This window comes from Acidobacteriota bacterium (assembly GCA_016716715.1).
In the GTDB taxonomy this organism is placed as follows: domain Bacteria; phylum Acidobacteriota; class Thermoanaerobaculia; order UBA5066; family UBA5066; genus Fen-183.
In genome coordinates this window covers 219,786-237,600 of sequence record JADJVE010000002.1, presented here as the reverse complement: position 1 = coordinate 237,600, position 17,815 = coordinate 219,786, and the positions used below count along the sequence as shown (strand labels likewise).

Here is a 17,815-nt window from a genome sequence, read left to right as displayed (position 1 = left end):
TCCATGGCCGAGACGCGCACGCTCGCGGTGCTCATTCCCTGCCTGAATGAGGAGAAGGGCATCGCGTCCGTCGTGTCCGAGTACCGGCGTGCATTTCCGGAGGCCCGGATTCTCGTCGTCGACAACGGGTCGACGGACGCCACGGCGCGGGTCGCGCGCGAAGCCGGGGCGGAGGTCCTCGAGGAGACGCGGCGCGGCAAGGCCCGGGCGGTCGCGAGCGCCTTCGACGTCCTCGACGAGGACCTCGTGCTGATGGTCGACGGCGACGGCAGCTACCCGGCCGAAGGCGCGCGTCTCCTCTTTCCACTCTGCGAGCAGGGGATGGACATGGCGACAGGCCTCCGGACGGCCGCAGCGAGTGAGGCCGCCGTGTTCCGCCGCTTCCACCGGGGCGGCTCGGCCCTGTTCCACGGGGCGATGCGATTCGTCTTCGGATATGCGCCCGGCGACCTCTTCTCGGGCCTGAGGCTTTTCTCGCGGCGCTTCTACAAGAACGTCCCGATCCTGCACCGGGGCTTCGAGCTCGAGACGGAGCTCACGATCCAGGCGGTCGAGAAGGGCTTCCGCGTGGCGGAGGCGCCGGTCCCGTTCCGCGAGCGCGCCGAGGGAACCTCCTCGAAGCTCCGGACGGTGCACGACGGGATCCGGATCCTGCGGCTCATCCTGGTCCTGTTCCGCGACTACCGCCCGTTCGAGTTCTTCGCGATGGTGTCCGCCCTCTTCTTCACGGCGGGGCTCGCCGCGGGCTTTCTGCCCGTGCGCGAGTACTTCCAGACGCACCTCGTCGGGCGCTTTCCGCTCGCGATCCTCGCGGCGGCCCTCATGAACCTCGCGCTCTTCTCGCTCCTCACGGGCGTGATGCTGGAGTCCGGGCTCCGGCACCGCCGCGAGGAATGGCAGATCAAGCTGCGCAACTTCCGGAGATGAAGCCGGAGCCCCCTCCGGCGCCGCGGCCCGGAGTCGTCCACGTCCTGTCGCAGTACCTGTGGCCGGACGACGCCCCGACCGGCATCTACGCCGAACAGCTCGCGGACGCGATCGCGGAATCCGGCGTCCGCGTGCGGCTCGTGGGCGGGACGGGCACCTACCGCGCCGGAGAGCGGCCGGCCCCGGCGACGGCCATCGAGCGCGTGACGCACCGGGAAGGGAAGCGGGGACGCCTGATTTCGACGGCCCTCGAGTACGAATCGGTCCGGAGCGCTTTCGCGGCGGAGATCGAGCGGTCCGTGTCGCCTGGCGACGTCGTCGTCGTCACGAGCGCCCCGCCGACGACGATCGGGCTGATCCGCCAGATCCGCGCGAGGGGCGCGCGCGGCGTCTACTGGCTCCAGGATTTCTATCCCGAGCTGATCCGCGGCGTCGTCGACTTCCCGCCTCCGCTTCGACGGCGCTTCTCGGCGGCGTGGAAGGAGCGTCTCGCGCGCTGGGATCTCGTCGTCAAGGCCGCCGGGAACCTCGGCTACGATGGCGCGAATGCGCGGGTCATCCGGAACTGGCCGACCCTGGACCTCGGGGAGGCCCGGCCGTTTCGCCCGCGCACCGCGCTCTATTCCGGAAACCTCGGGTGGGGGCACCATCTCCCGAGCTTTCTCGCGTTGTGCGAGAAGCTGCGCGGCGAGGGATTCGAGATCACGGTGCAGGGGGATGGCCCCGGGTTGGCGCGGCTGCCCGACTGGATCCGCGCGGGGCCGGCTCTGAAGAAGCCGTCGGACCTCGTCCGCGCTTACTGGGACGCCGAGGTCCACCTCGTCGCCGGCCACCCGGAACTCACGGAGGCTGTGTTTCCGTCGAAATTCTGGAACGCAAGAGCAACCGGGCGCACCGTGCTCTTCTCCGGTCTCGCGGGGGCGATGGAGAAGGAGAAGGCGGCTGCCGAGGCAACCGACTACCGCCGCCATCTTCCGGACCTCGCCGGGCTCGTGAGCGGCCTGGCCCGGGGCGCCGGGTGACGGCGCCGTCCACCCCCGAGGGCGGGTCGCGCACGCGACGCCAGCTCGCGGTCTACCGGCTCGGACTTGCCGGGATCGGAGCCGTGTTCCGCGTCGGGCCGCTCGCCGGCCTCCTCGCGAGGGCGTCAAAGGTGCTCCTCCGGCACGCGCGCCTCCGGCATCTTCTGCGGACGGGCGGATTCGACTCCATCGTGGACGGCGGCGCGTCCGTCGGGGAGTTCGCGCTCGCGGCGCGCGCCTCGTGCCCGGGCGTTCCGCTGGTCTGCGTCGAGCCCCATCCGCCGTCGGCCGCGATCCTGCGCCGGCAGGGATTCCGCGTCGTGGAGGCCGCGCTCTGGAAGACGCCGGGCCGCCTCCGCCTGACGCAGCCCACCGACGCGACGACGTCGTGCAGCGTCGCGCTCGAGGCCGCCGCGGATCGTCCGTCGTGGGACGTCGAGACCGTGCGCCTCGACGGGATCGGCGTAACGGGCGACCGGATCCTCGTGAAGCTGGACCTGCAGGGGGCCGAGGCCGAGGCGCTCGAGGGCATGGGCGCGCTCTGGCCGCGCTGCGCCGCGCTCCTTCTCGAGGTGAGCTACGGTCCGGCGGGGTCATACGAGCCGCTCCGGTCCCTCCTCACCGCCCGCGGCTTCGTCGAGGCGGCGACGCTGAACGAGCTCGAAGAGGACGGCCTTCCGCTCGAGGCGGACAAGCTGTTCGTCCGGCAGCCAGCGTGATCGGACTCAGCCTCCTCACGCTCGTCCCGGGCGCGTCTGGCGCCGGATCGGAGCGCTACGCCCGGGACCTCTGCCGGGGCCTCGCGCGCTGGGGCTCGCGCGACTACGTCGCTCTTCTTCCCGGCATCGCGCCGGACGCGGGGGGTGGACTGCCCGCGCGCATGATCGAAGCGTATCCCGGCGCCCGGACACTCCCGGGCCGGGCCCTCGCGATGGCGCGCGCGATCGCGCGGCCGCGCCCCGTCGTACGCGAGATGCTGGCGGGCGGCGTCGACGCGCTTCACTTCCCGCTCGTGGGCATGATTCCCTTCAGCCCTGGAATCCCGTCGGCCGTGAGTATTCCGGACGTCCAGCACGAGGTGCATCCGGAGTTCTTCTCGCGGCCGGAGCGCGTCTACCGGACCTGGATGTACGCGCGGACGGCGAGCGCGGCGCGCATCGTCGTCACGATGAGTACGTTCAGTGCCGACTCGCTCGTGCGCCACCTCGGAGTTCCCGCGGCGAAAATCCGCGTCATCCCGCACGGCGTCGATCCCGAGCGCTTTCGCCCCGGCTCTGCGCCACGGGAGCCCTTCCTCCTCTATCCGGCGAATTTCTGGCCGCACAAGAATCACGCGCGCCTCTTCGAGGCTTTTTCGCGCGTGCGCACCCGCCGGCCGGATCTCACGCTCGTGCTGACGGGGGCCGGCCACGCCGGCCGGGCGCTCCCGGACGGCGTCGTCAGCAGAGGGCTCGTGAGTGATGCCGAGCTCGTCAACCTCTATCAGACGGCGTCCGCATTGGTTTTCCCGAGCCTCTGGGAGGGCTTCGGGCTTCCGCCGGCCGAGGCGATGGCCTGCGGGTGTCCCGTCGTCGTTTCGCGCGGGACCTCGCTTCCGGAGGTCTGCGGCGAGGCGGCGCGGTACGTGGACCCCCTCTCCGCCGCCGACGTCGCGAGCGGGATCGAGGACGTGCTCCGGGACCCGGCCGGGCTCGTCGCTGCGGGTCACCAAAGGGCCGGGCAGCTCACGCTCGAGACCTGTGTCCGAGCCCACGACGCCGTCTACGGGGAGCTCGTATGACGATGAAAACGGGTTTTCAGCGCGCGTTTTCGCATGCGGTGGCCGTGCTCAACCGTGCGGGAATCGCGCGCGTCCCCGGCGCCCGTCAGGCCTACGCGCGGGTTCACCGCCTCGTCTTTCCGGGTGGCGAGCGCCGCGTCTTCGCGAACGGCCTTCCGATGTGGGTGGATACGCGCGACCGCGTCATCGCGACCCACCTACTCGGGGAGGGCGTCTGGGAACCGTCGGAGACCACCGCTTTCCTCGCGCACCTGCGGGAAGGCATGTGCGTCTTCGACGTCGGGGCGAACATCGGCTACTACACGCTCCTCGCGGCGCGGGCCGTCGGATCTTCCGGCCGCGTCTGGGCCTTCGAGCCTGAGCCGCACAATTTCGCGCTCCTGACCCGAAACGTCGCTGAAAACGGGTTCGCGAACGTCCAGCTCGTGAACGCGGCCGTCTCGGACCGGGCGGGCGTCCTGCGTCTGCACCTCGACGACGCGAACTTCGGCGCACACTCCCTCGAGGCGGGCTCGGTCCGCACGTCGTCCGGCCGCTCGGTGGACGTCGATGCCGTCTTTCTCGACCGCTTCGCCGACGAGGCCCTCTCTTTCGGGGCGGGCATTCTCGTGAAGGTGGACGTGCAGGGAGCAGAGGCTCTCGTCGTGGCAGGGGCGCATCGCCTGCTCGGGCTTCCGAACGTCACGCTGTTCCTCGAGATCTGGCCGGAGGCTCTCGAGCGGGCGCAGGCTGACGCAGGGCGTCTGCTGGCGGCGCTCGAAGACCTCGGCTTCCGATTCGAGGACGTCGAGGCGCCCGAATCGACGCGCCGCGCGCTGCGGCCGGCCGAGATCCTCGAGACGTGCCGCGCGCGCACGCAGAACTGGATGAATCTCCTGCTCTCGAAGCCCGGCCCGCCATGAAGCCGAGGGGCGCATGGCAAGATGGCGCCCGGCCGCGTTCGGCGGACGGAGGAGGGGAACGGTGAGGTACGGCGACGTCTTTTCCCGCTACGGCGCGCACCTGTTGCTCCTCGCGGCGGTCGCGGCGATGAGTTGTGCGAACCAGCTGTTCCTCAAGGCGGGCGTCACGCAGGGCGGGCCCATCAGCGTGAGTCTCGAGGGCTTCACGATCCTGATCCGCCGGATCTTCACGACCCCGCTAATCCTCGCGGGGTACGCGCTCGGCGCGCTGACGAACCTCGTCTGGCTGACGGCCTTGTCGCGGTTCGAGATCAGCTTCGCGGCGCCCGTCATCTCGGCGCTCTACTTCGTGTTCCTCCTCGCCGCGTCAGCCCTCGTGCTCGGCGAATCGGTGGGCTCGAACCGCTGGCTCGGCACGCTCCTGATCGTCGCCGGCATGTTCCTCGTGGGGAGAAAGTAGGCACGCCATGCCCAATGTCGCCGTTCTCGGAGCCGGGCTCGTCGGTGGTTTCGTGGCGCGGACGCTCGCGGAGGACGGGTTCGACGTGACCGCCCTCGACTTCAGCGAGGCCGCGCTCGGGGCGCTCGCGGGAATCCCGCGCCTCGCGACGAAGCGCGCGGATCTTTCCAGCGCTTCCGCTCTCGCGCAGGCGGTCGCGGGCGCGGACGTCGTCGTCGGGGCGGTGCCGGGCTTCCTCGGCCACGCGATGCTGAAGACCGTCCTCGAGTGCGGCAAGCCGGTCTCGGACATCTCGTTCGCCCCGGAGGATCCACTTGCGCTCGACGCACTCGCGAAGGCGAAGGGTGCGGCCGCGATCGTGGACTGCGGCGTGTCGCCGGGCCTCTCGAACCTCGCCTGCGGCCGCGCCGCGGCGCGCTTCGACGCGCTCGACTCCGTCGTCATCTCCGTCGGCGGGATCCCGACGAAGCGGGTTCCCCCGTGGGAGTACTGCGCGGTCTTCTCGCCCACGGACGTCCTCGAGGAGTACACGAGGCCCGCGCGCCTCGTCGAGGGCGGGCGCGTGGTCACGAAGCCGGCACTGTCCGACGTCGCCCCGTTCGAGGTTCCGGGGGTCGGGACGCTCGAAGGTTTCCTGAGCGACGGCCTGCGCACCGTGCTGACGACCGTCAAGGCCAGAAACCTCTGCGAGCGGACCCTGCGCTGGCCCGGCCACGCCGAGAAGGCGCGCTTCCTGAGGGAGGCCGGTTTCTTTTCCGAGACGCCCGTCGAGGCGGGAGGCGTCCGGGTCGCCCCGCGCGCCGTCGCCGAGGCGCTCATCTTCCCGCAGTGGAAGCGGGGAGCGGACGAGGAGGAGTTCACGGTGCTGCGGGTCGAGTCGCACGGGTCGCGCGGCGGCGCGTCTTTCCGCCTCGTCCACGGCCTGTTCGACCGCACCGACCCAAAGACGGGCGCGACGTCGATGGCGCGGACGACGGGCTATCCCTGCGTCATCGGAGCGCACCTCCTCGCGAGTGGAGCGTTCCGGACGCCCGGCGTGCACCCGCCGGAGAATCTCGGCCGCGACGCGAGGCTCTGGGACGCTTTCGTGTCGGGCCTCGCGGCGCGCGGGATCGCGTTCACGGAAGAAGAGGCCCCTTGGCCGCGATAAAGAGCCCGATGGGCCGCCTCCCGAATCCCGAGCGGGCGGGAGGCAAGCTGCGCAGCGAGGGGCCGAAGGCGCCGAAGTCGCAGCGGCTCGCGGCGTTGCTCCCGGACATCAAGGCGCTCGTCGCGCCGCGGAAGGGAATCCTCGCGCTCGGGATGGTCCTGATGGCGGTCAACCGCGTCTCGGGGCTCGTGCTGCCGGCGTCCACGAAGTTCCTGATCGACGACGTCATCGGCAAGCGCCATACGGAGATGCTGCTGCCGCTCCTCGGCGCGGTCGTCGCGGCGACGCTCATCCAGGGCGTCACGTCGTTCTCGCTCACGCAGCTCCTGTCCAAGGCCGCGCAGCGCCTCATCGCCGAGCTGCGCCGCAAGGTCCAGGCGCACGTCGGGCGGCTGCCCGTCGCGTACTTCGACGCGAACAAGACCGGCGCGCTCGTCTCGCGGATCATGAGCGACGTCGAGGGCGTCCGGAATCTCATCGGGACGGGCCTCGTCGAGTTCGCGGGCGGCCTCCTCACGGCCGCGATCGCGCTCGTCGTCCTCTTCAAGATCAGCGCGACGATGACGCTGATGGCGTTCGCGTTCCTCGTGGGCTTCGGCGTCGTCCTGAACAAGGCGTTCGCGACGATCCGGCCCATCTTCCGCGAGCGCTCGAAGCTCCACGCGGAGGTCGCGGGGCGCCTCTCCGAGTCTCTCGGCGGCGTCCGCGTCGTGAAGGGCTACCACGCCGAGGAGCGCGAGGAGAAGACGTTCTCGGCCGGCGTGCAGCGCCTCCTCGACAACGTCCTGAAGACGCTGACCTCGACGAGCGTCATGAGCCTCTCCTCGACCGTCCTCCTCGGGATCGTGGGCGCCGTCGTCATGTTCGTGGGCACGAAGCAGATCCTCGCGGGAACGCTCACGCTCGGCGGGTTCTTCACGTACACGGTCTTCCTCGGCTTCCTCGTGGCCCCGATCTTCCAGATCGTCGCGATCGGCACGCAGCTGACCGAGGCCCTCGCGGGCCTCGAACGGACGCGCGAGATCCTCGCCGAGCGCCCCGAGGACGCGGATCCGAAGCGGACGATCTCGCTGACGGCCCTCGCGGGCGATCTCGTGTTCGAGGACGTCCGCTTCGCCTACGACGAGGGCAAGGAGGTCCTCCACGGGATCTCGTTCCACGCCGCGCCCGGCACGGTGACGGCGCTCGTCGGCCCGTCCGGCTCGGGCAAGTCCACGATCATCGGACTCGTCGCCGCGTTCCACGGCCCGACGGGCGGCCGCGTCCTCGTGGACGGGGTCGACCTCTCGGCCGTGCGGCTGGATTCGTACCGCACCGCGCTCGGCGTCGTCCTGCAGGAGACGTTCCTCTTCGACGGCACGATTCGCGAGAACGTCGCCTTCTCGCGCCCGGACGCGCCGGAGGAGACGATTCTCGAGGCCTGCCGGATCGCGCGCGTGGACGAGTTCGCCGAGGGCTTCGAGAAGAAGTACGACACGATCGTCGGCGAGCGCGGCGTCAAGCTCTCCGGCGGCCAGCGCCAGCGGGTCTCGATCGCCCGGGCGATCCTCGCGGACCCGCGCATCCTGATCCTCGACGAGGCGACGTCGAGCCTCGACTCGGAGTCCGAGGCCCTCATCCAGCAGGGGCTCTCGTACCTCATGAAGGGCCGCACGACGTTCGTGATCGCCCACCGGCTGTCGACGATCCGCCGCGCGGACCAGATCCTCGTCGTCGAGAACGGCCTGATCGTCGAGCACGGCACGCACGAGACGCTGTTCGCCGCCCGCGGGCGGTACTGGGACATGTACACGAAGCAGCACGGCCTCGAGAGCAACCTCTTCCTCGCTCCGGGCGAGGGCGATCCGAAGCCGCGCGAGACGGTGGAGGAGTCTCCCGAGGTCCCTCCGGCCCTCGCGGAAGCCGTCGACACGCTGCGCCGCCCCAATGGCTGAAAGCCCGGCCTCGCGCCCGGGGCGCTTTTCCCTTCTCGCTCTCCTCGCGGTCGTCGCCCTGCCGTACATCGGAAGAGCGGTGGCGACGGCCGACGGGGCGGAGGTCGTCTCGGAATCGCTGGGGCTCTTCGTGCAGGGCGGGCCCGGTTTCGGCCGGATGCCTCCCGCCGACGCTTCGGCTCCCGAGATCGCGCCGCCGCACCATTCGAAGTACGGGCTGTTCCCGTCCCTCCTGCCTCTTCCCGGCCTGGGCGCCGCGTGGCCCGTCCGCCGCGTGATCGGCGCGGCGGGCGTCGACGCTTTGACGGCGCTCACGTGGTCGGCCGGAGTCCTGCTCGCCGGACTCGCGTTCGGGTGGCTCGTGCGCGCCCTCAAGCCCGACGCGACGGGGCCATGGGAGGCGGCGCTCGTCGCGGGGACCTTTCTCTGGCCGTACGCGGCGGATTCGTTCGTCGAGCCGTTCGCGGCCGCGGGTCTCGCGTCGGGAGCGGCGCTCCTTCTCTCGGGCCGCCCGCCCTCCTTCGCTGCCGTCCCTTGGGCGGGCGCGTGTCTTCTCAAGCCGATCCTGTGGGCGACGACGCCGGTGCTCCTCTTCGTCATCGTCCTCGACGCCCGGCCCTCTCGCGACGGCGGGCGGGCCCTGCGCGCGATGGGGATCCTCGCGGCCGCCCTGTGCCTCCACATCGCGGCGAACCGGCTTCTCTACGGATCGTTCTTCGAGGCGGGCTACGGCGACGAAATGCTCCGCTTCACGACGCCGATCGGAACCGGCCTCTTCGGTCTCCTTCTCTCGCCGGGGCGAGGCCTCCTTCTCTACGCTCCGGTGGTCATCGCGGGCGTCCTCGGCCTGAGGGTCGCGCCGCGCGCGGCCGTCTGGCTCTGCGCGGGAGTGCCGCTCCTGCACCTTCTCGTCGTCGCGCGCTGGTGGAGCTGGGAGGGCGGCACCGCGTGGGGCCCGCGGCACCTGCTTCCCGTGCTTCCGCTCCTCGCCGCCCCCGCGGCGCTCGTCGTGGCGGGGGCGGTGCGCGCCGCGTTCGTTGCGGGAGCGCTGGTCAACCTCCCCGGCGTCCTGATCGCGCCGGGAGCATGGGACGGATACGCCGAGGCGCTCCGTCCGCCCGCGGGGGTCGTGTGGGCGGTGGCGGGACCCGTGCGCGTTTCCACGATTCCCGCCCTCGCTCCGGTCGTGGGCCACGCCTGGCTCGCCGTCCGGAACGTCGCGGGGGTCGAGCTCAACCGCCCCTGGCTGACGGGCGGCGTCACGGAGGGTGGTCCGCCCCCCGACGCGGCCGCTTCGGTGTCTCCCCGGTGGCTGCGGCGCGTCCTGGGCCTCCCGGCGGTTTCGCCGATGGTCCCGCGCCTTCTCGTTCGATCCGCGGCCGGCTATCTCGGCCGCGGGGAGACCGCACGCGCTCTTCCGTGGCTCAAGGAAGCGGTTCGGCTTTCGCCGGGGGACCCGGACGCCGCTCGCCTTCTCGCCTGGGCCGAAGGGCCGGGACGCGAACCAGCGGCGCACTGACCCCGGCTCCCCGGCGCCCCTGATACGGGCTCATCATGGCCGCCCGCCCGTCCGGTCCTCAGCATGTAGAGGGGACGCGTCCGCCGGCCTGACGCGGGGCGTGCCCCAAGGTTGGAGGCCCACATGAAGATCCTGCTGGCCGATTCGTTCGACGAATCGCTTCCCAAACGCCTCGCCCCGTTCGGCGAGGTCCTCACCGACGCCGCCCGCCTCAAGGAGGCCGACGTCGTCCTCGTCCGCTCGAAGACGAAGGTCACGCGCGAGTACCTTGCGAACGCGCCGAACCTCAAGCTCGTGATCCGGGGCGGCGTGGGTCTCGACAACGTCGACATCCAGGCCTGCCGCGAGCGAGGCATCGACGTCAAGAACACGCCGCGCGCGTCGTCGGTCGCCGTGGCCGAGCTCACGATGGCGCTCATGCTCGCGGTTCCGAGCCGGGTCGTCGAGGGGCACGTCGGGCTCAAGGGCGGCCGCTTCCTCAAGAAGGAGCTCAAGCGCACCGAGCTCTTCGGCAAGACGCTCGGCCTCGTGGGCGCCGGCCTGATCGGCACCGAGGTCGCCCGCCGCGCGCAGGCCTTCGGGATGAAGGTCCTCGCGTACGACCCGCAGATCGCGAACCACGCGCTCGCCGAGCTCGTGGACGACCTCGACGAGCTCTTCAAGCGGGCCGACTTCATCAGCTTCCACGTGCCGGCCACCGCCGAGACGCGCGGACTCGTGAGCGAGCACACGATCGCGAAGATGAAGGACGGCGTCATCCTCGTGAACACGGCGCGCGGCTCGATCGTCGTCGAGGCCGATCTCGCGGCCGCCCTCGCGTCCGGCAAGGTCCGTGCGTACGCGACGGACGTCTACCTGAGCGACCCGCCCGATCCGAACAGCCCGCTCCTCGCGGCGCCGAACGTCCTCATGACGCCGCACCTCGGCGGGTCCAGCCAGGAAAACCTCCTCCGAATCGGCGACATCGTCGTCGACCTCCTGAAGAAGTGGCAGCGGGCGCCCGTGCACGCGACGAGCGTCGCGGCGCCCGTTCCCGCCCGGTAGCGCCCCGTCAGCGCGCGAACCCGGGCCCTCGGAGCGCCCGTCCTGGGCGCTCCGAGGTGATCCGGCCGCCGTCCACGACGAGCGCGCCGTTGACGGCCACGTACGGGAACCCCTCCGAGTACCGGAGCGGGTCCGCGTACGTCGAGACGGCCTTCACCTTCGCGAGATCGAACGCGACGAGATCGGCGGGGAAGCCTTCCTTGAGAAAGCCGCGGTCCTTCAGGCCCGCGCGCGCCGCCGCGAAGGACGTCATCTTGCGGACGGCCTCCTCGAGCGGCAGGACCTTCTCGTCCCGGACGTACGTTCCGAGGATGCGGGCGGTCGAGGCCCAGCCGCGCGGGTGAGATTTCTCCTCCGAGAGGATGCCGTCCGTCGCGGAGGCGCCCGAGTCGGTGCAGAAGGACACGAGCCGGTGCTTGAGCGCCGACCTCACATCCTCCTCGTCCATGCAGAAGAAGATGCAGGACGCGTGGGCGCCGTCCGCGAGGACGACGTCCATCAGGGCGTCGCGCGGGTCCTTCTTCTGCACCGCCGCGATCTCCTCGATCGACTTGCCCTCGAGCGGCTTGAGCGCGGGCGTGAGCACCGCCGACACGAGGATCCGCGACGGGCCGCCGCTGCCGAAGTACTGGTTCTGCCAGTCGTCCGCGTCGCGGGCCATGTCCGCCTTCGCCTTCTCGCGCAGGCCGGGGTCCTTGAGCCGCGCGAGGAGCTTGTCCCGGCCTCCCTCGCGCATCCACGGCGGCAGGCAGGCGTCGAGAGGGTTCGACGCAGCCATCCACGGGTACTGGTTGGCGGCGACGTCGAGGCCCTCGGCCCGCGCGGCCTCGAGCCGGGCGAGGACGGCGGGCATCCGGCCCCAGTTGCGCTTGTAGGCCGTCTTGAGGTGCCAGACGTTCGTCGGGATCCGCGCCTCGCGCGCGATCCGGAAGACCTCGTCGAGCGACGCGTCGATCGCGTTGCTCTCCGAGCGCTGGTGGATGAAATACACGCCGCCGTGCTTCGCGGCGGCCTTCGCCATCGCGACGATCTCGTCGGTGGAGTTGTAGATGTCGGGAACGTACTGGAGCGACGACGAGAGGCCGAGCGCGCCGTCTTTCATCGCCTTTTCGACCTCGTCGCACATGCGGGCGAGCTCGCCGGCCGTCGCGCGCCGGTTCTCGGCGCCGATCACGAGCTCGCGCAGCGAGCCGCCTCCGACAAACGTGCCGAGGTTGATCGCGGGCGGGGCCTTGGCAAAGCGGCCGAAGTAGTCCGCGAGGGTGAAGAAGTCCGCGCGGACGCCGTAGCGCTTCCACGTCGTCTCGGAATCGCGGAACATCCGCTCGTCGTTCGGGGCGATCGAGCCGCCCTCGCCCGTGACCTCGGTCGTGATGCCCTGGGTGATCTTCGAGGCGGCCCGGGCGTCGACGAGGACGTTGTACTCGGACTGTCCGAGGAGGTCGATGAATCCGGGCGCGAGGTACAGGCCGGATGCTTCGATCCGCCGCGCGGCGCGGGAGAGGCGGGCCTCGGGCAGATGGCCGACGGCCGCGACGCGGCCGCCCGCGACCGCGACGTCGGCGCGGAACCACGGGGCGCCCGTGCCGTCCAGGACGCGCGCGCCCGTGAAGACGAGGTCGTCGCCCGAGGGCCCGGCGCCGGTCAGAAGAAAAAAGGCCGCGATCGGGAGGACCGCGGCCGTCAGGATTCTCTTGAGCGGGAGGGGGGCGCCGCCGGACGCTCCCGGACGGATCAGCGGGGGCCCCTCGACTCGCGGGGCGCATCGGTCTTCGGGCGCGCCTCGTTCACGCGGATCGTGCGGCCGTCGTGCTGGGAGCCGTTGAGCGCCTGGATCGCCTTCTGGGCGTCCGCGTCGCTCATCTCCACGAAGCCGAAGCCCTTGGAACGGCCGGAGTCGCGGTCGGCGACGACGGTGGCGGACTCCACCGCGCCGTACGCCTCGAACAGGGCCCGGAGGGACGAATCGTTCACGCCGTAGGAGAGGTTGCCGACGTACAGTTTCATTCCGCGGATTCCTTTCACCTCACCGGGGTCCGATCGATGGAAAAAGTCTAGCACCCGGCGCAAGTCCGGCCCCCCCGGGGCCACCGGCCGGGGCGTCCGGTTGATACTCTCCGCCCATGGCTCGCATCCGACCGTTCCGTTCCGGCCGCCCGCCGAAGGCGCTCGCCGCGCGCGTCGCCTCCGTGCCCTACGACGTCGTCGACACGAAGGAAGCCCGCGCTCTCGCGGCCGGCAATCCCGTGTCGTTCCTCCACGTCTGCCGTCCCGAGATCGACCTCGCCGAGACGACCGACATTCACGCCGACGAGGTCTACGCGAAGGGGAGGGAGAACCTCGACCGATTTTTCGCCGACGGCACTCTCGTCGAAGACCCCGTGCCGCGCCTCCTGATCTACCGCCAGACCTGGCGAGGGCGGTCGCAGGACGGCTTCGTGGCGGCCTGTTCCGTGGACGACTACGACACGGACGTCATTCGCAAGCACGAGAAGACCCGGAAGGACAAAGAGGACGACCGCGTCCGCCACCTGCTCACGCAATCCGCGCACGCCGAGCCGGTCTTCCTGACGTACCGCGCCGTCGACGCAATCGACGCCCGCGTGGCGGCCGTGACGGCGCAGAGGCCCGAGTTCGATTTCGAAGCGCCCGACGCGGTCCGGCACACGCTCTGGCTCGTCCCGGAGACGGACGTCGCGTTCTTCGTCTCGGCGTTCGCGGCGGTGCCGCTCCTCTACGTGGCCGACGGCCACCACCGCTGCGCGTCCGCGTCCCGCGCCCGGGCGGCGCTCGCGGCGAAGGGCCCCCTCGCCGACGACCACCCCGTGAACTGGTTCCCGGCGGCGATCTTCCCGGACCGCCAGCTGGCGATCCTCCCGTACAACCGGGTCGTGAAGGATCTCGGGGGACTGGGAGAAGAAGATTTTCTTAGAAAGGTCAAAGAGCGGTTCGACGTGAAGCCTGCCGAAGCGCCCGAGCCGAGCCGCCGCGGGACCTTCTCTCTTTACCTCAAAGAAAATTGGCAGACCATCACACCTCGCGAGCCGGTCTCCGGAAACGACCCGGTTTCCGCCCTCGACGTCTCTCTTCTTCAGGATCGCCTCCTTGCCCCCGTCCTCGGCATCGGCGACCCGCGCACGGACCCGCGCATCGACTTCGTCGGCGGGATCCGCGGCACCTCGGAGCTCGAGGAGCGCGTGCGCTCGGGGCGCGGCGCGGTCGCGTTCGCGATGTATCCGACGCAGATCTCGGACGTCATGGCGATCGCCGACGCCGGAGTCACGATGCCGCCGAAGTCCACGTGGTTCGAGCCGAAGCTGCGCTCGGGCCTCTTCGTCCACCGCTTCTGAGGAGCGCATGAAGGTTCTCGTCGCCGACAAGTTCGAGGAGTCGGGCCTCGCCGGTCTCTCGGCCCTCGGGTGCGAGGTTCTCTACGAGCCGAAGCTCGAGGGCGAGACTCTCGGGGCCCGGCTCGCGGAGTCGCACGCCGACGTCCTCGTCGTCCGCTCGACGAAGGTGACCGCGGCCGAGATCGAGAAGGCCTCCGGTCTCTCTCTGATCGTCCGGGCGGGAGCGGGCGTGAACACGATCGACCTCGCGGCCGCCTCCGCGCGGGCCGTCGCGGTCTCGAACTGCCCCGGCAAGAACGCGATCGCGGTCGCCGAGCTGGCGTGGGGCCTTCTTCTCGCGCTCGACCGGCGTCTCGTCGAGCAGGCCGTCGACCTCCGCAGCGGCGTCTGGAACAAGGCCGAGTACGGCAAGGCGAAGGGGCTCGCGGGCCGGACGCTCGGCGTGATCGGCCTCGGGGCGATCGGCCTCGAGGTCGTGACGCGCGCCCAGGCGTTCGGGATGCCCGTCGTCGCGTGGAGCCGCTCGCTCGACGACGACCACGCCGAGCGTCTCGGCGTGGCGCGCGCCGACTCGATCCACGCGCTCGCGGCCGCTTCGGACGCCGTGTCGGTCCACTGCGCGCTCACGAAGGAGACGAAGGGCTTCCTGGACGCGAAGTTCTTCGAGGCGCTGAAACCGGGGGCCTTTTTCGTGAACACGAGCCGCGGCGAGATCGTGGACGCGGCCGCCCTGCGCAAGGCGATCGCCGGGCGCGGGATCCGGGCCGGTCTCGACGTCTTCGAGAAGGAGCCTGCCGGCGGGAGCGGCACGTTCGAGGACGACGTCGTGAAGCTCCCCGGCGTCATCGGCACGCACCACGTCGGCGCCTCGACGGAGCAGGCGCAGAACGCGATCGCGGCCGAGACCGTCCGCATCGTCGCCGCGTTCGCGGCGACCGGTGCGATCCCGAACGCCGTCAACCTCGCGAGCCGGACTCCCGCGACGCATCTCCTCACGGTGCGGCACCGCGACCGCGTCGGCGTTCTCGCGCACGTCTTCGGCGTCCTCAGGGCCGCCGGGATCAACGTGCAGCAGACGGAGAACGTCGTCTTCGCCGGCGCCGAGGCGGCGTGCGCCCGCATCCAGGTCGACCAGGGCCCCGGCCCGGCCGTCCTCGAAGACATCCGGTCGGGCTGCGCGGACGTCCTTTCCGTGGGAATGACGGTCCTGTGAGCGCCGGAACGCGGCGATTCGGCATAATCTCCAGGCGACGCACGTGATCGAAGCCCTTCCCGCGAGAACTCTCGTCGATTACTTCCGCCACGCCTCCGCGAGCGGGAAGGCGGATCTGCTCGTCTCGAAGGTGGACGGGGCCTGGAAGCCCGTCTCCGCGGGTGAGTTCGAGGAGCGGACGAAGGGGCTGGCGCTCGGGCTGGCCCTCCTCGGCGTCGACCGGCAGGATCGCGTCGCAATCCTCTCGGAGAACCGGCCCGAGTGGCCCATGACGGACTTCGCGACGCTCTCGCTGGGAGCGCTGACCGTCCCCATCTACACCTCGTACCTCGCCCCGCAGGTCGAGTACATCCTCCGGGACTCGCTCGCGAAGGTCGTCGTCGTCTCGAACGCGATCGAGCTCCAGAAGGTCCTCGACGTGCGCGACCGCTGCCCGGAGCTCAAGCACGTCGTCGTGCTCGAGCAGGTCCCGTGGAGCGCGGGCCGGGCCGTCCCGTTCGAGACGGTGGTCCAGAAGGGGCTCTCGGCCCTCGCGGCGGACCCCGAGGCGTGGGAGGAACGCGCCTCGTCCATCCTTCCAACCGACCTCGCGACGATGATCTACACGTCGGGAACGACGGGCGAGCCGAAGGGCGCGATCCTGACGCACGGCAACTTCGTCGCGAACGTCGCGACCTGCTCGACGCTGTTCGAAGTGACGCCGGACATGGTCGCGCTGTCGTTCCTGCCGCTCTCGCACGTCTTCGAGCGGATGGTCGACTACCTCTTCTTTTCTCGCGCGACGACGATCGCGTACGCGGAATCGATCGACAAGCTCTCCGAGAACTTCGCCGAGATCAAGCCGCACTGCTTCGCCGCCGTGCCGCGGGTCTACGAGAAGATGCTCGCGCGCGTCCGCAACGCCGTGGACGCCGCCCCGGCCCTGCGCCGCGCGATCTTCGAATGGGGCGTGCAGGTCGGCGCGATGCACCTCCGGGCCGTCGAGTCCGGCGAGAAACCGCCGTTCTTCCTCCGGCTCAAGTACCGGATCGCGGACCGTCTCGTCTTCGGGAAGATCAAGGCCCGCCTCGGCGGCCGGTTCCTCTTCGCGATCTCGGGAGGCGCACCCCTCGCGCACGACGTCGCGGCGTTCTTCTGGGCCGCGGGCGTCGAGGTCTACGAGGGCTACGGCCTCACGGAGACGAGCCCTGTCCTCACGTGCAACCGGCCTGGCGAGTGGCGTCTCGGCACCGTCGGCCGGGCGATCCCGGGGGTCACGCTCAAGATCGCGCCGGACGGCGAGGTCCTCGCGAAAGGACCGAGCATCATGGACGGCGGTTACTGGCGGAAGACGGAGGAGACGGCGAGCGTCTTCGACGCCGACGGCTGGTTCCTCACGGGCGACATCGGCTCCTTCGACCTCGACGGTTTTCTGACGCTCACGGACCGCAAGAAGGAAATCCTGATCAACGCCTACGGCAAGAACATCGCGCCGGCTCCGATCGAGGCCGCGCTCAAGGCCGTTCGCTTCGTCTCCTCGGCCGTCCTGATCGGCGACCGGCAGAAGTTCCTCTCGGCCCTCGTCGTTCCGAACTTCGAGAAGCTCGAGAGCTGGGCGATGGGCGCGAACGTGTCCTACCGGACCCGCCAGGAGCTCGTGGCGGACGCGAAGGTGCTGTCCCTGTTCAAGCAGGCGATCGAGATCCTGAACGGCGACGAGCCGCACGAGCGCCAGATCCGTGCGTTCCGCCTCCTCACGGAGGACTTCTCGATCGAGGGCGGCGAGCTGACGCCGACGCTGAAGATCAAGCGCCGCGTCGTCGTCTCGAAATACCGCGACGTCATCGACGAGATGTACGCGGATGCGGCGGCTCTCGAAGACGCGAACGCGGACACCCTCGAAGGGCGCTGACGGCCCTTACCCGCTAGCGCCGCGCGCCGTCCAGCAGCCGGGTGAGCCGGTCGAGGGCCCGGGTCGCGTCGGCGTCGTCCATCGCGGCGGCCGCTTCCTCGAAAGAGAACCAGCGCAGGGCGATCGACTCGGCGTCGTCCCGGCGGATCGCGTCCGGCGCGAGCGTCGCGAGCGCGTAGCGCACGTCGTGGTGGAGGTGGGGCGGCTCGCCCTTTCCCGCCGGGATCGGGTGTACGTCCACGTCGAGGATCTCCGGCGACAGGAGGACGAGGTCCGTCAGGCCCGATTCCTCGGCGCCTTCGCGGAGCGCCGTCGCCCGCGGGTCGCTCTCGCCCTCGTCGTGGCCGCCCATCTGCAGCCATGCGTCGAGCCGCCGGTGGTGATGCAGGAGAACGCGCCGCGACGGGGGATGGACGATGAACCCGCTGCCCGTGACGTGTCCCGGCGCGAACGTCTTCCGCGCGAAACAGCCGGGCTCCGTCTCGACGAGCGCGAGGATCGCCGCACGATCGCCCGCTTCGCGGCCGTCGGCCGGAACGTGGCGGAGGAGGGCGGCCCTGAGGGCGGCGCGGGCGGGATCGAGCCGATCGGGCGATTCCACGGGCGGACCTTAGCAGGCGGCG

16 protein-coding genes are annotated in these 17,815 nt (G+C 70.7%); 13 read left to right on the top strand and 3 right to left on the bottom strand.

The window, feature by feature from the left end:
• Positions 1 to 3: 3 nt before the first annotated feature.
• From IPL89_03595 to IPL89_03550, 10 genes are all read left to right on the top strand, one after another.
• Positions 4 to 927, top strand: coding sequence for a glycosyltransferase (locus IPL89_03595; GenBank protein ID MBK9062266.1), 924 nt, complete (start codon positions 4 to 6; stop codon positions 925 to 927).
• A complete protein-coding gene (locus tag IPL89_03590; protein MBK9062265.1) occupies positions 924 to 1,949 on the top strand; it encodes a hypothetical protein in 1,026 nt (341 codons plus the stop codon). The genes IPL89_03595 and IPL89_03590 overlap by 4 nt, the downstream gene beginning before the upstream one ends.
• The gene (locus IPL89_03585) at positions 1,946 to 2,668 is read left to right on the top strand and encodes an FkbM family methyltransferase (protein ID MBK9062264.1); all 723 of its coding nucleotides are present in this window, start codon (positions 1,946 to 1,948) and stop codon (positions 2,666 to 2,668) included. Before IPL89_03590 ends, IPL89_03585 begins: the two co-directional genes overlap by 4 nt.
• On the top strand, positions 2,665 to 3,729 hold the full coding sequence (locus tag IPL89_03580; GenBank protein MBK9062263.1) for a glycosyltransferase family 4 protein: 1,065 nt from the start codon (positions 2,665 to 2,667) through the stop codon (positions 3,727 to 3,729). Before IPL89_03585 ends, IPL89_03580 begins: the two co-directional genes overlap by 4 nt.
• A complete protein-coding gene (locus tag IPL89_03575) occupies positions 3,726 to 4,631 on the top strand; it encodes an FkbM family methyltransferase (protein MBK9062262.1) in 906 nt (301 codons plus the stop codon). The genes IPL89_03580 and IPL89_03575 overlap by 4 nt, the downstream gene beginning before the upstream one ends.
• A 13-nt stretch (positions 4,632 to 4,644) precedes the next feature.
• Positions 4,645 to 5,091: a hypothetical protein gene (locus tag IPL89_03570; protein MBK9062261.1), complete on the top strand. Its 447-nt coding sequence runs from the start codon at positions 4,645 to 4,647 to the stop codon at positions 5,089 to 5,091.
• A 7-nt stretch (positions 5,092 to 5,098) separates the two neighbouring features.
• Positions 5,099 to 6,241: a saccharopine dehydrogenase NADP-binding domain-containing protein gene (locus IPL89_03565; protein ID MBK9062260.1), complete on the top strand. Its 1,143-nt coding sequence runs from the start codon at positions 5,099 to 5,101 to the stop codon at positions 6,239 to 6,241.
• An 8-nt stretch (positions 6,242 to 6,249) separates the two neighbouring features.
• A complete protein-coding gene (locus IPL89_03560; protein MBK9062259.1) occupies positions 6,250 to 8,175 on the top strand; it encodes an ABC transporter ATP-binding protein in 1,926 nt (641 codons plus the stop codon).
• Entirely contained in the window at positions 8,168 to 9,694 is a 1,527-nt protein-coding gene (locus IPL89_03555; protein MBK9062258.1) for a hypothetical protein, read from the top strand. The genes IPL89_03560 and IPL89_03555 overlap by 8 nt, the downstream gene beginning before the upstream one ends.
• Before the next feature lie 123 nt (positions 9,695 to 9,817).
• Positions 9,818 to 10,738, top strand: coding sequence for a hydroxyacid dehydrogenase (locus IPL89_03550; GenBank protein ID MBK9062257.1), 921 nt, complete (start codon positions 9,818 to 9,820; stop codon positions 10,736 to 10,738).
• Between the two features lie 7 nt (positions 10,739 to 10,745).
• On the opposite strand, the gene IPL89_03545 is transcribed toward IPL89_03550, so the two are convergent.
• Together IPL89_03545 and IPL89_03540 are read right to left on the bottom strand one after the other, a co-directional pair.
• Positions 10,746 to 12,476, bottom strand: a complete 1,731-nt coding sequence (locus IPL89_03545) for a D-aminoacylase (GenBank protein ID MBK9062256.1) — start codon at positions 12,474 to 12,476, stop codon at positions 10,746 to 10,748.
• Entirely contained in the window at positions 12,473 to 12,745 is a 273-nt protein-coding gene (locus tag IPL89_03540) for an RNA-binding protein (protein ID MBK9062255.1), read from the bottom strand. The genes IPL89_03545 and IPL89_03540 overlap by 4 nt, the downstream gene beginning before the upstream one ends.
• A 116-nt stretch (positions 12,746 to 12,861) precedes the next feature.
• Here IPL89_03540 and IPL89_03535 point away from each other — a divergent pair, with 116 nt between their 5' ends.
• The 3 genes from IPL89_03535 to IPL89_03525 are packed head-to-tail and all read left to right on the top strand — an operon-like array spanning position 12,862 to position 17,192.
• Entirely contained in the window at positions 12,862 to 14,088 is a 1,227-nt protein-coding gene (locus IPL89_03535) for a DUF1015 domain-containing protein (GenBank protein MBK9062254.1), read from the top strand.
• Positions 14,089 to 14,095: 7 nt separating this feature from the next.
• Positions 14,096 to 15,301: a hydroxyacid dehydrogenase gene (locus tag IPL89_03530; GenBank protein MBK9062253.1), complete on the top strand. Its 1,206-nt coding sequence runs from the start codon at positions 14,096 to 14,098 to the stop codon at positions 15,299 to 15,301.
• A gap of 43 nt (positions 15,302 to 15,344) precedes the next feature.
• Positions 15,345 to 17,192 carry a long-chain fatty acid--CoA ligase gene (locus tag IPL89_03525; GenBank protein ID MBK9062252.1) on the top strand — a complete coding sequence of 616 codons (1,848 nt, stop codon included), beginning with the start codon at positions 15,345 to 15,347 and terminating at the stop codon, positions 17,190 to 17,192.
• A 13-nt stretch (positions 17,193 to 17,205) separates the two neighbouring features.
• Here the strand turns inward: IPL89_03525 and IPL89_03520 are convergent, their stop codons facing one another.
• A complete protein-coding gene (locus tag IPL89_03520) occupies positions 17,206 to 17,793 on the bottom strand; it encodes an NUDIX hydrolase (GenBank protein MBK9062251.1) in 588 nt (195 codons plus the stop codon).
• Between the last annotated feature and the right edge of the window lie 22 nt (positions 17,794 to 17,815).